At 49.3% G+C, this 14,523-nt stretch carries 9 protein-coding genes; all 9 read right to left on the bottom strand.

The window, feature by feature from the left end; translation table 11 throughout:
- Positions 1-15 precede the first annotated feature (15 nt).
- From NFI80_RS02315 to NFI80_RS02275, 9 genes are read right to left on the bottom strand one after another with little or no spacing between them, the layout of a single operon-like run.
- Positions 16-2,685 (bottom strand): sialate O-acetylesterase, encoded by a 2,670-nt coding sequence (locus tag NFI80_RS02315; protein WP_235165056.1) that lies wholly within the window; start codon positions 2,683-2,685, stop codon positions 16-18.
- A 22-nt stretch (positions 2,686-2,707) separates the two neighbouring features.
- On the bottom strand, positions 2,708-3,793 hold the full coding sequence (locus NFI80_RS02310) for an endo-1,4-beta-xylanase (protein ID WP_235165057.1): 1,086 nt from the start codon (positions 3,791-3,793) through the stop codon (positions 2,708-2,710).
- Positions 3,794-3,817: 24 nt separating this feature from the next.
- Positions 3,818-5,752, bottom strand: coding sequence for an alpha/beta hydrolase-fold protein (locus NFI80_RS02305; RefSeq protein WP_235165058.1), 1,935 nt, complete (start codon positions 5,750-5,752; stop codon positions 3,818-3,820).
- Positions 5,753-5,789: 37 nt separating this feature from the next.
- On the bottom strand, positions 5,790-6,302 hold the full coding sequence (locus NFI80_RS02300) for a VOC family protein (RefSeq protein WP_235165059.1): 513 nt from the start codon (positions 6,300-6,302) through the stop codon (positions 5,790-5,792).
- A gap of 9 nt (positions 6,303-6,311) precedes the next feature.
- Entirely contained in the window at positions 6,312-7,991 is a 1,680-nt protein-coding gene (locus tag NFI80_RS02295; RefSeq protein WP_235165060.1) for a glycoside hydrolase family 43 protein, read from the bottom strand.
- Positions 7,992-8,024: 33 nt separating this feature from the next.
- Positions 8,025-10,457 (bottom strand): glycoside hydrolase family 95 protein, encoded by a 2,433-nt coding sequence (locus NFI80_RS02290; RefSeq protein WP_235165061.1) that lies wholly within the window; start codon positions 10,455-10,457, stop codon positions 8,025-8,027.
- A gap of 38 nt (positions 10,458-10,495) precedes the next feature.
- A complete protein-coding gene (locus NFI80_RS02285; protein WP_233796434.1) occupies positions 10,496-11,584 on the bottom strand; it encodes a Gfo/Idh/MocA family protein in 1,089 nt (362 codons plus the stop codon).
- A gap of 48 nt (positions 11,585-11,632) precedes the next feature.
- Positions 11,633-12,691, bottom strand: a complete 1,059-nt coding sequence (locus NFI80_RS02280; RefSeq protein WP_374759675.1) for a glycoside hydrolase family 43 protein — start codon at positions 12,689-12,691, stop codon at positions 11,633-11,635.
- A gap of 13 nt (positions 12,692-12,704) precedes the next feature.
- Positions 12,705-14,519: a RagB/SusD family nutrient uptake outer membrane protein gene (locus tag NFI80_RS02275; protein WP_235165062.1), complete on the bottom strand. Its 1,815-nt coding sequence runs from the start codon at positions 14,517-14,519 to the stop codon at positions 12,705-12,707.
- Between the last annotated feature and the right edge of the window lie 4 nt (positions 14,520-14,523).

Below are 14,523 nucleotides of genomic sequence, written 5' to 3'. Positions count from 1 at the left end.
TGGTGTTTTACATAATTATTTTTTCAAACTTTGAATATGCTCTGCGACATTGCGCATTGTATCCACGTAAATTTCTTTTTCATTCTCTTTCAGATAATGCAGCAACTCACTGTGCGCCTGGTTTGACACATTCAAAGCATGCTCCCCGCCCACGCCGTGAAACAGAAAAACGAGCAACTTTCCGCTCTGCTGCGCCTGCTTTACCAGCTCGATCATATCCTTGCCCGATTGTTCCACCATCGAATAGCAGTCAATGTCCATCAGTTTTTGTTCCTCAAATGTGTGCATTTCATGTCTGACCGCTCTGGCGGCTATAAATTCGCTGGAAAGCGTTTGTATAAATTCGCCCTCTGCCACCTTTTTATGTCCGCAGGTGAAGGCGAATGTGCGTTTATCAAGCCCGTCAATTGATTTCAAAAATGCATTGCACATCCGGACCTCATCCTGGATGCGGCCCATGCTATACTTGCTGAGATCATATTCCGGCTTCACCCAGCTCATGCCCGGTCCGGTTGCATCGCAGGGGTGATAAAGCGTATGGTTGCCAAGTTCGTGCCCGGAGGTTGCCACGGCGCGCCAGTCTTTGATGCGGTTTCGGGCGGCGTCCGAGGAAGCGGTTAAATAAAATGATCCTTTTAAGCTCAGCGAATCAAGGGCCGGAATAACATTGTCCAGATGGACATTCAAGGCATCATCATAAGTCAATACGACTGCACATTTTTTCCCTTTCCACGGCTTGCTTTCATCCGGCTGTTCACCGTCCGTGCGGAATGGCGAAGCGGGAAGGTTGGCTGAGTTATAAAAATTGATTCCCTCAGGATTATCCTGCCAGGCATAGCGGATGTCTTTGGGCGTTTTAACCATTTCGCTGCTCAGCTCAATCTGATCTTTTCCCAGAATCTTTGCATTAGCCCAAACGAATTTCTTGTCATCGCCAGCCATAGCAAACCAGCGCAATGTTTGCTCATCAATTGACTTAATCCCATCAGCGACATTGTCAAATGTGAGAACAATCTTGTCGGCTGCTATGCTTTGCGATTTCAGTGTCGGGCCGCTGTGAACTACGTTTTTGTCGCCATAAGCGAGGTTTTTGGCAGATAGCGCCAGTCTCTGGCCAATTTCCTTTTTACTCAACGGGTGAATATCGTTCCACTCTCCCAGGTCCAATGTTACCGCGACAGCCGTGTTTTTTAATGTTAATGCGCGGTTCTGCGCTTCCCTTAGCAGCGCCATGTTACTTTCGGCAGGCAAGAAGTCAATGTCCTGAAAATTAGGCAACTGCACCACTAAAAAAGGCAAATTATCATCATTCCAAAGCTTGCGGCGATCATTAATCAATGCGGGCAAAAGCACATTGTAAGGCTCGGGATCATGCACATTGGTCTCGCCCTGATACCATAAAAAACCTTTCAATTTCATCGGCAGCACGGGCGCGATCATCGCATTGTACAGGGCAGCAGGTTGGTTTTGCGCAATAAAGGGAGCTGGGCTGTCATCTGACCTTTTTGCCGGCTCAAAAACCTGCCCTACTTTATATTGCCACGTTCCTTTCAAGTCAATTTCCTGATCACTGGCTGTCATGAAGTAAGGCTTGTCCGGCACAAAACCGCCTTTTCCAGCGGTATTGGTAACACGAATCACAAATGTATTTTTGCCTGCTTTCAACAAACCGGCAGGAATTTCATAACGCCTCGGCGGATATTGGTAGGTTACGCGACCTATGCTTTTTCCATTGACAAACATCTCGTCCGCATCCACAATGCGGCCCATATACAGCTTCACGGGCTTGCCGATCCAGCTTTCGGGCAAATCAAATTCCCTGCGGAACCATACCACTCCATTTAAGTCTTTCAGCCCCTGATCTTCCCAGTAACCAGGAATGTTGAAGTTCCGCCAGCCTTTGGGCTGATAGGAATCGATTTCCCAATGTTCGGTCAGTCCCGGATCTGTTGATTTACTTGGCTTCGGCGCGTTAGCTAGCGTGCTCTGCTTCCTTTCCTGGACGTAGGCAGTGTCTTTATTTTCATTGATAACCTTTTGAATGTCAGCAAAATCCTTGTAACCACCTTCACTGATCCAGGCTTCAATGGGCGTGCCGCCTACCGAGCTGTTAATGATGCCGATGGGCACTTTGTACTGGTCGTAAAGGTCTCTGGCAAAAAAGTAAGATACAGCACCAAAACCTAACACATCTTTGGGATTGGCTGCCTTCCATTCGGCGTTTGGAAAATCCTGCTGCGGGCCTTTCAGATCGGTTAATGTGGGAATGAAAAAATTGCGGATGTCGGGGTAACTGGCGGTGGCAATATCGTCAGGATAGCGTTCTTTCACACGCTCCATGTTGATCACCATATTGCTCTGTCCGTTGCAAAGCCACACATCTCCGAAGGCTATATTCCTGATCGTAAGCTGGCTTTTGCCTTTTATGACCATTTCAGAACCAGTTCCCGCCGGTTGTGCCGGCAGCTGGATTTTCCATTTACCATCCTCACCGGTCAATGTGCTTTGCTTCTTGTTTTTGAACGTTACCGTCACCTTTTCCTTAGGCTTTGCCCAGCCCCAAACCGTAATCGGCTGGTCGCGCTGCAACACCATATTGTCCGAGATCAGCTTAGGCAGGCGGACTTGGGCAACCGAGTTTGTTGAAAGAAAGATCAGGAAAAGTAAAAACCGGGTAAAGCGCATTGGATATATTGAGAAATAGCTTTTAAAAATTCACAACTCCGTCAAATGCCTTCTTGGGTTTAAAATTCTGATCAAAAAGCAACGGATAGTCCTTACGGCCCGGAACCGGAAAGTTATCCAGCCAGGTTGTTTTATCCGAAACATTCCAGAATGTGACGCCAGTTATCGCTCCTTTGTGCTTTCTGAATGTGTCAAAAATCATTTTGTAATGTGCTGCCTGCTTTTGCTTCATTTCCGGCGTAAATGTGCTTCCTTCGCCCTCCTTTTTTTGTCTTCGTTCATGTTCTTTGGGGTAAACCGAAACATCCAGCTCCGTAATCTGAACGGCCAGACCTAAGCTGGCAAACTGCATGATCGACTCTTCCAGCTCGGCCTGTGTCGGTTCATAAATTGACCAATGTGCCTGCAATCCTACGCCATGAATCGGGACATTTTTCTCTTTTAATTTTGTGACCAATTGAAAGATCTTATTTCTTTTAACCGCGCTCTCCGTGTTATAATCATTGTAAAAAAGCTTTGCATCCGGGTCCACGGCGTGGGCGTATTCGAATGCTTTTTCAATGTAATCTTCGCCTATGATCTGGTAAAATTTGGATTCCCTGTAAATGCCTTTGCCCGTGTCGGGAACAGCCTCATTAACAACGTCCCAGGCGTAAATCTTGCCTTTGTAATGCGTCATTACATCGGTAATGTGCTGTTTCAGACGTGCCAGCAATTCTTCCCGCGAAACCTGCGCACCGAGTGAATCGGTGAAGAACCACTTGGGCGTCTGGTTATGCCAGCAAAGCGTGTGACCGCGCACCTTAATGCCATTGGCTTCCCCGAATGCAACAATGGCATCGGCATCCTTCCAGTTGTATACATTTTTTTCAGGATGGATCGGCCCCATTTTCATTGCATTTTCAGGCGTTATGCTGCTGAACTGCTGCTTGATCAATTCCACTTCCGGCCCGGCCACGCTTCTGGGTGAAACGGCGACGCCGATGGGGAAATAATCCTTATATGCTTCTTTAAGCGATTTTTGCGCCAGAAGATTGGTAGACGACAACAACGCAGCCGAAACCGCAACTGTCTTGACCCAAGTGCTTAATAGTGATCGAGTTACCATAACAATGTTAATGTTGATGAGTGATTATTTAAACAAAACCTGCGAAAACCCATGCAGATCATGACGCCACACCGGCCACGTATGCCCGCCGGGATATTCGCTGTATTGATATTTAATGCCCAGCTCGTCGTACTTACCCAGCATGATCTTGCAGTTTTTGTAGGCAATATCCGCTTCGCCGCCCATGGAGATCCAGAAGTTTTTCAGGTTGCTGTTGATCGTCTTTGCATTGTCTTTGGCAAATGCATAATGCGGGCCGGATAATGCGTCGTTGTTGGCAAACCATCCGGAACTGAAAACGCCCAGGGATGAAAACATATCTGTGTTTTTGACACCTGCGTATAATGTCTGTATGCCACCCATGGACAAGCCTGCCAATGCGCGGTGTGCGGCGTCAGCCTGCACCCGGAATGTGCTTTCGACGAACGGAACGGCTCCTTGTTTCAGCTCATTTTCAAATAGTTTGAGAAAACCGTCACCGGCTGTGGCCATGCTGCCCGGCCCCATCGGACTGCCAAGGTTTCCATCCATCATGACCACGATCATAGGTTTGGCTTTTCCTTCTGCAATGAGGTTATCAAGAATCAGATTGGTTTTCCCTTGCGTGGCCCATCCGCGCTGGTCCTCACCGCCGCCGTGGAGCAGATAGAGCACAGGATATTTTTCGGTAGACTGGTCATAGCCGGGAGGCGTGTAAACATACATTTCGCGCCAGGAGTTGCTGGCTTTGGATAAGTATTTTTTGACGCGGATATCGCCGTGCGGCACGTCGCGCATGGCATAGTAACCTCCGTTGCGGAACGGAATTTCGATGCCGCTCGCCATGCGGCCCATTCCATAAAACGTCTCGCTGGCAGGGTCAGCCACTGCAACGCCGTCGATCATTAGCGAGTAATAATGAAAGCCTTCACCAATAGAATCCGTCGTTACCGACCAGACCCCGGCGGTATCCTTGACCATATCATACTTTTTACCCAGATCCACCTGGACTTTTTGCGCATCAGGCGCTTTGGTGCGGAACACAACCCGGTTGTCCGGCAGGATTTGCGGGTATTTTGCATTCCGGATGTTTGTTGCCGCGGGCGATCCCAGAATGGTGTATTTGGTCAAAGAAGGAACATTGACCGGTTTGAACAAAAACTGCGAAAACATGTATAAACCATTTTTCCAAACCTTGAAATCATGTACGCCCGGCTCAATGTAAAAAACGTGGGGAACATTGTTTTCAAACAGATAATCATGCGTCCGCTTGCTGAATGTGATCAGCCGGTCCTCATCGCCGCAGGAGAGGAAAAGCAGTTTCAGCTTTTTTTTGGCCTCTTCCGGATTGGGCATCAGCTCGGCAGGCGCTTTCGTATTCGGCGCGGAAGAAAACCCTCCTACCCACGCAAACTGATCGAGATTTCCCAAACCAAAGTTCAGAGACTGCCCGCCGCCCATCGAGAGCCCCGCAATTGCACGGTGCTCGCGGTCCTTCAAAACCGGATATTTACTTTCAACAAAAGGGATCAGATCTTTGAGCAGATCCTGTTCGAATGTAGCAAATGCAGCCACCTTATCGGGCGCCATAATGTTGCCCGTAGCGCGGTCGTCCTTCATCGCACGGCCATTCGGCATAACGACGATCATGGGCTCAATTTTCTTTTCGGCATACAGATTATCCAGGATCAGCTGCGGATTGCCGCCTTTCAGCCATTCCTTCTCATCGCCGCCAATGCCATGCAGCAGATATAAAACAGGATACTTTTTCTTTTTGCTAAAACCCGGAGGGGTGTAAACCAGCATTTTACGCTTGTTCCCCACCGTTTTGGAATCATACTGAACCGTATCGATCTTTCCAGCCGCCACACCAGTCTGCGCCGTATCGTACCCTTTGGGCATTTCTTTTAAAATCTCCTGCGCCTGACTCACGGGAGCCAGCAGTGCGAGGCACATTATAATGGGTAAAAATCGTTTCATGGGTTGTTGAAAGATATTGGTTTAGTGATGATTTCGATTACATAGGGCCGATCAGCTCCACAAATGTTCCATCCGGATCCTGGACCAGGACGAAGTGCGATTCTTTGGTCAGGGGGGTGGGCGTGCTGCCGAGGAAAGTCACATTTTGCGCTTTCAGCCTGTCGATAATGGGCGTTAAAGATTTGACCTGAATGGTAATGTACTGCGGACCTGTATCGTCCTGGATGAATTTAGGTTTGGGATGACTGGCCTTTTTGCCAAAGCTCATCAGCTTCCAATCCGTGCCTTCGGGGCCATTTTCGAGTTTCAGAATGTTGACTTCAACGGCTTCACCGCCTGTCAATCCGCCCCTTTTCCCGAATTCGGCATTAATTGTAAAATTGCCGGTTTTGACCATGCCAATTCCTTTAACATAAAAATCAAGGGAGCGCTGCATATCCGCTACCACGACGCCTACGCCGATGGATTTGCTGGTAAAATTGGATTGCGCATGAACAAAACCGCCTATCAGCAGCGCTGTAACGGTCAATAGCTTCTTAAACGTGGACATATTCACTAGTTATTTAATTGTTTTGAAAATAGGATCATTGCCGCTGTATTTCAAGTATTTGAATGAAGCGGAGTTGGTTGTAGGCTCGCCCGAAGAGGTTGCGTACATGCCGAACAAACAGCCAATAAAGCCGCCGGCCACTTCGGTGCTCAGGAATTTGGCGTCGACTTTGTCTTTGAGCAATTCCCAGGAAGTGCCTTTGGAAAAATAGAAGCTGTAAGTGTCGCCTTCTGCTACAATGCGCAGCTTAACCGGCCTGGAAGAATCCGGAACGGGTATTTCGGACATTAACTCCATTTCTTTTCCCGTTGCAGCACTTTTGAAAAGCTGCACCATGGGCTTTCCTTCTTTTATTGATTTACTCAAAAAATAGAAATGTGCTTCATCCTGGAAAATGCTCAGGCCAGCTTTTTCTTTTTCTGATTTGGGAGAAAAATCGAGTTCTACTTCGGTTGTGCAGAACAAATGCTGCTGGCGTTTTCCGATAAACGAAGGGTTGCCCAGTTCCATGATGGTTTCGGGTTTCAGCTTCATCGTCAATCCTTTCTGCTTCGATAAAGCGAAGGAGCTGCTGTCGATGGTCCGCATGAAAAGCAGCGCGGGATCAAGTTTGCTTTCAAATGTTAAAGTGTAAGCGAAGTTTCCAGCCTGCGGAAGCGCGTCTTTTTGTTTTACTTCCTTATAATTGACTTTGTATTCGTAATCCACATTTTTTGTTGGAGGGTTAATCACCGGCCAGTCGTTTTTCCATTCCACTGGCGCGATGAATGTTTCGCGGCCGGTGTTGTAATAATTGCCTTCATAAGGGCGCACGGCCAGGAAAATGGCGTAGGTTTTTCCATCCGGGCCGTCTACAAACTGCGCGTGACCGGCTGACGTGATCGGATCTTTGCGGTCTTCGGGTAATCCCTTTTGGGTTAATATCGGGTTATTTTCATAAGGCACAAATGGCCCCCACACCGATTTGCTGCGGAAAACAACTTCCGTATGGTTCACCGACGTGCCGCCTTCGGCTGCGTACAGATAATACCAGCCATTACGCTTCATGATATGCGGTGCTTCAATCCAGACCGGTTTTTTGCTTAGATCCACACCACCATTCACAAGCTGTTTTTCCTCGCCCACAACCTTCATTGTGGCAGGATCCAGCTCATAGATCCGGATCGTTCTGTGGCCGGAATACAAGGGTTTACGGTCCGGCGCGTCGCTGTTGTAAATGATATAGGCTTTGTTATCATCATCAAAAAACAAGGAAGGATCGATGCCGCGGGCTTGTGGAATGCGGATCGGGTTACTCCACGGGCCAGCCGGATTTTTTGCCGTAACTACAAAATTTCCGTCATGGTCAATGTCCGTGCAGGTCACGTAAAATGTGCCGTTGTGATGGCTGATCGCGGGTGCAAAAAGTCCTCTGGTCAGCTTCTCACCCATGAAATCCATTTGTGAAGACCGGTCGATGACATTGCCGATCTGCTTCCAGTTTTTCAAATCCTTGCTGTGAAAAACCGGGATGCCGGGGAAGTAGGAGAATGTAGAGTTCACCAAATAGTAATCCGCCCCAACCTGCACGACGCTCGGATCGGGATAGAAACCGGTCAGGATAGGGTTAACCAATGTCGTTTGGGCCGACACAAGCTGTCCCATGCAAAGCCACGCAACACAAGCGGCGGAAATAAATCGTTTGATCATTATAATTTGACCTTAATCATTGATACTAATAACTTATTGAGCGACAAAGACATAAGACTTCCCAGCCTGTGTAGGAATGTCGTAAAGGAATGTTTCCTTGATCGTCGGCGCGGACAGATTAGCCTTAGGAGACAAAACGGCGCTGGCAACCGGCTCAACCTGGTAAAAAGCATTGGCATTCTGTCCCGAAGCTTCGCTTAGCGACTTGCCGCTGGCCATTTTCAATGTGTTTGGCGTCCGCAACCGGAGGTTTCCCCCGAGCTTCGATTTCACCTCCACTTTCGTGAGCTTACCTGCTTTCCATTCCATATTCACCACTTCAAAACCGCCCTGCGCGAGTAATCCGCCAATGTTTCCGGCTTGCCAAACGTCGGGTAATGCAGGAAGTAAATGCACCGAGCCGTCTGCGCTTTGCATGAGCATTTCGGTGATTCCCGAGGTGCAGCCAAAGTTGCCGTCGATCTGGAATGGCGGGTGGGCGTCGAAGAGGTTGTTATAAGTGCCTCCCCCTTCTTTGGACGTGCCTAATGGTGAAAGCTGGCTTTTAATTAATGTAAATGCGTGGTTACCATCCTGTAAACGAGCCCACCAGTTCACTTTCCAGCCCATGCTCCAACCCGTCGAAACGTCGCCGCGGTGCAGTAAAGTGGTGCGTGCTGCGGAGAATAGTTCGGGTGTGCGATAAGCTGAAATCTGGTCGGATGGGAACAGGCCGTACAGGTGGGAAACGTGGCGATGATGATCGTTGGGATCATCCACATCGTCGAGCCATTCCTGCAATTGTCCGTGCTGGCCTACGTGCATGGGCGGTAGGCGCTTGCGCATTTGCCTAAGCGAATCGGTGAATGCGGCGTCTTTTTTCAGGATTTCGGCCGCACGAATCGTGCTGCTGAAAACGTCGAATGCGATCTGGTTATCCATTGTCGTTCCGGCATCCAGCGAGGAGCCTTCGTGCGCGGCCGGGGCATTTTCGGGCGAGCTCCCGGGGTTTACGACGAGCCATTTGTATTTGGGGTGTTCAATCAAAAAGTCGGCATAGAATGTAGCTGCGCCTTTCAGGATCGGGTAAATTTTGGCGAGATACGCCTTGTCGCCCTGATACAGATAATGCTGCCACAAATGCTGGCTCGTCCAGCCGCCGCCTGCAATCCACATGCCCCAGAAGGCACCGTCGATAGCGCCGGTTGCGCGCCAGATATCCGTATTGTGATGCGCCATCCAGCCTCTTGCGCCGTACATGGTGCTCGCCGTTTCTTTTCCGGTTTGCGAAAGTTCTTCAACCATTTTCAAAAATGGCTCATGCAGCTCGCTCAGGTTGGTACGCTCAGCCGGCCAGTAATTCATCTGCGCATTGATGTTAATGGTGTATTTGCTATCCCATGGCGGCATCATTTTATTGTTCCAAATCCCCTGCAAATTGGCAGGCTGACCGCCCGGTTGCGAGCTGGAAATCAACAGGTAACGACCATATTGATAGTAAAGCGTAACCAGTTCGGGATCATTGACATTACGGAAGTTTTTCAGTCTTTCATCCGTCGGCAAGTTACCCAGTTCTGTTGTGCCAAGATCGAATTTAACGCGCTTGAAATATTTTTGATAAGCTGCAATGTGCGGGTTTAGCATGCTCGCGAACGATTTGGATGCAGCTTTATCAAGGTAAGCGGCAGCCAGCGCGTTTTCGTCGCCGCTGATGTCATTGTAGTTCTTAAAATTGGTCGCGATGGAAATGTAAATGGTCGCTGCATTAGCGCCGGCGACATTGAGTGCAGTGTCATTCGCGGTCACATTGCCGCCTTCGGTTTTGATCCTGGTAATCCCTTTGAAACGTACCTGACCTTTCACGCCCTCGTGATCCTGCGTCGTGCCGGCAATGGTAAGGTCTTTTGCGGTGTTTGTTTTAATGGATTTCGTTTTGTGTAAAGAGGCATAGGAAGCATTGAATGCCAGCTTACCCGGCTTGTCGGCGGTGAGGCGGATGACGATCACGCGGTCGGGGAATGAAGCCAGGACTTCACGGGTATAGTTGACGCCATCGACCTGGTAAGTGGTTTTGGCCACGGCGCGTTCAATGTCGAGCTCTCTGTAATAATTGGTAAAATTATCATGACCCGGAAATGTCAGCCGCAAGTCACCCAGCGGCTGAAACATTTGTCCGTGTGATTTTTTAGTTATGATGGCTTTGTTGGCCAGCTTCTCTGCTTCTTTTTGTTTATTTTCAAAAATCAGCTTGCGGATTTCCGGCAATGCAGCCAGCGCCTCGGGATTATCATTCCGGTTTGGTCCGCCCGACCATAATGTATGTTCATTGAGCTGAATCGTTTCATTCACCACATTGCCATACACCATAGCGCCCTGCCTGCCGTTTCCGACAGGCAATGCATTTTCCCATGTTTTGCCCGAAGGCTGTTTATACCAAAGCTTTTGCACGCGGGGCGTTTGTGCATAACCCGTCAACGTTATTGCCATTAACGAAAGACAAAATACTTCCTTCAAAAAATAACGCATCAGATTTTCACCATTTTGCCGCTCGCAGCAGATTTATAGATCGCTTCTACCACACGAATGTCCCGCAGCCCTTCTTCGCCGGGTGCGATAAGGTCCGCATTGGTCATCAGGGCAGTGCAGTCTTCATCCATTTGTTTGGCCTGCTGACTCTTGATAGGAAAATTGATGATTGTCCCATCCGACAAGCTGCCTTTATTGCCATTATAACCCGACTGCGGTTCCAGCTTGGCCCAGCCTTTTTCATAATTCACTTGCAGATAATTCATATTTATGCCAAAACTTGTCTGGCAGGATGCTTTGGCGCCGCTTGGGAAATCGAGCATGAACATCATCGTTTCTTCCACTTCTTTATAAATGTCGGGACGGGTTGTGGAAGCCTGGGCGAAAACACTGATGGGCTCCTCTCCCGTGGCGAGCCTGGCGCCTTGCAATGCATATACACCCATATCGCCCATTACGCCGCCGCCTAATGCTTTCTTTTGTTTCCAATGATCGGTCCGCGCATCAAAATAACCCGCTGCACTGCTCACCATTTTCACTTTCCCGAATTTAGGATCTTTGGCAATCTTCATAATGGCCTGGATGTTCGGATCGTGCTGGCAGCGATAACCGATGGCGAGCTTTACTTTATTGGCTTTGCAAGCCTGGATCATGGCTTCGCAATCTGCGACGGACGGTGCCATTGGTTTTTCACAAAATACATGCTTACCCGCCTTGGCAGCACGCACCACAAATTCCCTGTGCATGGATGGCGGCAAAACCACATACACGACGTCGATATCCGGGTTGTTGGCGATATCGTCGAAGTTTTTGTAGTTGTAAATGTTTTTGTCGGGAATGTTGTACTTGGCTTTCCAGGTTTCGGCTTTGGATGGGGTGCCTGTAACGATGCCGGCCAGGTAACATTTCTCCGTCATCTGCAGCGCGGGCGCAAGCAAGTCCGTGCTGTAATAGCCAAGGCCGACCAGCGCAATGCCCAGTTTATCCTTTTTGGGATTTGTGGAGGCCAGAAGGGAATTTCCTGTGAATAATGTGGCCGCGCCGGCCAGTGTCAATGTTGATATGAAATCACGCCTCTCGATATGCATAGGATGTTTTTTTATTTAATAAGCCAAAGGGAATGTTCACCTACTTTGTTAAGGATTGATGGTTGTAATGTTCCCGCTGGCATCCCTTAGCAATTCCCTGACCTTCACATTGCGCAAATGCGTTTTGCCTGAAAGCGCCGCATCGTGATAGAAAATATACCATTTGCCTTCGACTTCAACAATGGAATGATGTGTCGTCCAGCCTTCTACGGGATTCATAATCACACCTTTGTATTTGAATGGGCCATAAGGAGAGTCGCCCTCGGCATAGCATAGCAAATGTGTATCGCCGGTAGAATAGGAGAAATAATATTTACCATTGAATTTATGCATCCAGGCGCCTTCAAAAAAGCGGCGTTTGGTGTCAGACGCTAAGATCGGCTTCCCGTTTTCATCCAGGATCTGAACGTCTTTCAAAGGCTCGGCGAAGGATAGCATATCATTGCTCATGGCTGCTACCTTGGCGCTTAGTGCGGGCTCATTTTCATGGCCTTTGCCCAGGTCCGTCATCAAGCTCTTGTTATAAGTGCCTGTATGCCAGCGCTGCAACTGACCGCCCCAGATCCCTCCCAGATACATGTAACTTTTACCGTCCGTGTCTGTAAAAACGGCCGGATCGATGCTGTAACTTTCTTTTATCGGCTGAGGCTCAGCCTTGAACGGACCAGTTGGTGATTTACTGGTGGCCACACCCATGCGGAAGACGCCTTCCTTGTCTTTGACAGGAAAATAAAGGTAATAGGTGCCATTTTTGAATGCAGCGTCAGGCGCCCACATCTGCTTACCGGCCCAGGGGACATCTTTTACATCCAGCGCCACACCGTGGTCGGTTACTTTACCACCGATCTTATCCATGGAATAAACGTGGTAATCGCGCATTTGAAAGTGCCCGCCCTCATCGTCCTGCGGCACATCGGCCTCAATGTCGTGGGATGGATAAATGTAGATCTTCCCGTTGAAAACGTGGGCCGACGGATCGGCGGTGTAGAGGTCGGTGACCAGCGGTTTAATGCTGGTTCCCTGCCCGAAAGTGGTTTGAATTCCGAGGCCACCGAAGGCCAGCAACGACGCAGATATTACTGCTAATGCATTACGATTTATCATCATTGAATTTTTTTTATCAATATCCGGAATTTTGCGGAAACTTCGGACCTTCTACGACCCGGTCAATCTGCGACTGCGGAATGGGGCGCAGCATATTGAAATCTTTCACATATTGTGCTGCTTCCTGGTTCCACTCCTGCACCCTGCGCACGAGCGAGCGGGTCCGCACCAGATCATGCCAGCGCTGCCATTCGCCGAAAAACTCACGGCTGCGTTCGTCAAGAATAAAGTCCAGCGTAACCTGTGCTGCGGTGATCGTCATAGCGGTTGCGGCGGCGGCATTTTCGGCCGTTGTATTTGCTTTGCGGAATGCGGCGCGCTGTCTTACCACATTGATCAATGCGGCTGCTTTGGCGTTGTTACCTGCCTTGAAATAGGCCTCGGCGCCCGTCATATACACATCTGAAAAGCGGTACAGAACAGCCGGGCGTGTGGAAGGATCATTAAAATTGGCGCCACGGCTTGGATCCATGAATTTTTTCAAAGCAGGGAAAATACCGTTGTTCCAAAGACTTGGCGGCACCACAATGCCCTTGAATGGCCTCGTTCCCACAAACTGCGGCGCGCCCGGCACTTCATAATCGGGCAGCCAAACGGCCGTGTCCACGCCGGGAACCGTCGTATAGGAAATCCCGCGGAGGTTATTGGCAGTATTTGCCTCATTTTTCACCGCAGTATTTGAAATATAAACCGTGTAAAAGGAATTGGCATAACGTGAATCCACCTTGCGGTTGGTAAATGCCTGATCCAGAAAATAGTTCTTACCTGCACGAGGCCCGTTGGCGATTTTATCAGAATTCGGACGCATCCGAACATACGGACGGCCATAATAGGAATCCCGGATCATGCCAGAAGTGCCATTATTTACAAAAGCGCCTGCTGCATTTTTAATCGAATTGATGCCGCTGTTATTCGGGTAATTCCAGTTAGTAAACCATGGGCTCAAATTTTGCGCTGCTCCACCCCCAGCCTGTCCGCCGACCTGGTAATAGCCGTATTTCGGGTCCAGTACGTGGTCACTGACGAACATCGTTTCTTTGCCATAATCATTGGCAGGCACGAATGCATCGCCGTAATCCTGCCAGAGATCCAGCCCGTAGTCCGCTTTTTTGGCAATAATGTCGTCGCAGATCGCTGCGGCTTGTGTAAAATCGGAAGCCGTGTTGTTCAGCCAGCCGCGTGTCAGATATGCTTTTGCGAGCAAGAGTTGCGCTACGGGCTTGGTGGCGGCTTTGCCCAGGAAAGGTGCCGTTGGCTGGTTAGGCAAGTCGGCGGCTGCTTCTGTCAAATCCTGGATGATGAGCGCATACACGTCCGCTGCCGGCTGGCGTGATGCGGCTTGCGAAGGCACGGTGATAAACTCGGTATGCAAGGGAACATCGCCCCAGGTCTGTACGAGATAGAAATACCAGAATGCCCGCAAAAACTTCGCCTGCGCCAGATATTGCTTGCGCGTAGCTTCCGGCAGATCAATGGTCGCGCCGTATTGCAATACGCCATTCAATGTATTAATATCCTGAAAAGCAACGCCCCAGGCAGAGCCGAAGTTGCTGCTGTTGAGACCATTGTAAGTGTAAGCAGGACCGCCGCCCCCATTCACTCCCTGGATGAATTCGTCGGTCCCGGCCTGCATTTCGACCGTGAAACCTTCGGTTCCCCACTGACCGCGGATGTCATTGTAAACCCCGGCGATGCCGCCCAGCACACCCGCCGGGCTGTTGAAATAGGTAGGAACGATCTGAGATTGCGGATGTTCTTCGAGCACCTTTTCGCAACCCGTACTCAATGAGGCGATTAAGGCTGCTGTTATTATGTTTTTTATGGATTTCATAGTC

Origin of the sequence: Dyadobacter chenhuakuii, assembly GCF_023821985.2 — a bacterium.
Classification (GTDB): domain Bacteria; phylum Bacteroidota; class Bacteroidia; order Cytophagales; family Spirosomataceae; genus Dyadobacter; species Dyadobacter chenhuakuii.
The sequence above is the reverse complement of the archived record's forward strand: the minus strand, read 5'-3'. Positions and strand labels throughout refer to the sequence as shown.

Bases quoted from the DNA above. Each gene is read 5' to 3' on its own strand.
- NFI80_RS02315 (WP_235165056.1), bottom strand. From the start codon at position 2,685: ATGCGCTTTACCCGGTTTTTACTTTTCCTGATCTTTCTTTCAACAAAC.
- NFI80_RS02310 (WP_235165057.1), bottom strand. From the start codon at position 3,793: ATGGTAACTCGATCACTATTAAGCACTTGGGTCAAGACAGTTGCGGTT.
- NFI80_RS02305 (WP_235165058.1), bottom strand. From the start codon at position 5,752: ATGAAACGATTTTTACCCATTATAATGTGCCTCGCACTGCTGGCTCCC.
- NFI80_RS02300 (WP_235165059.1), bottom strand. From the start codon at position 6,302: ATGTCCACGTTTAAGAAGCTATTGACCGTTACAGCGCTGCTGATAGGC.
- NFI80_RS02295 (WP_235165060.1), bottom strand. From the start codon at position 7,991: ATGATCAAACGATTTATTTCCGCCGCTTGTGTTGCGTGGCTTTGCATG.
- NFI80_RS02290 (WP_235165061.1), bottom strand. From the start codon at position 10,457: ATGGCAATAACGTTGACGGGTTATGCACAAACGCCCCGCGTGCAAAAG.
- NFI80_RS02285 (WP_233796434.1), bottom strand. From the start codon at position 11,584: ATGCATATCGAGAGGCGTGATTTCATATCAACATTGACACTGGCCGGC.
- NFI80_RS02280 (WP_374759675.1), bottom strand. From the start codon at position 12,691: ATGATGATAAATCGTAATGCATTAGCAGTAATATCTGCGTCGTTGCTG.
- NFI80_RS02275 (WP_235165062.1), bottom strand. From the start codon at position 14,519: ATGAAATCCATAAAAAACATAATAACAGCAGCCTTAATCGCCTCATTG.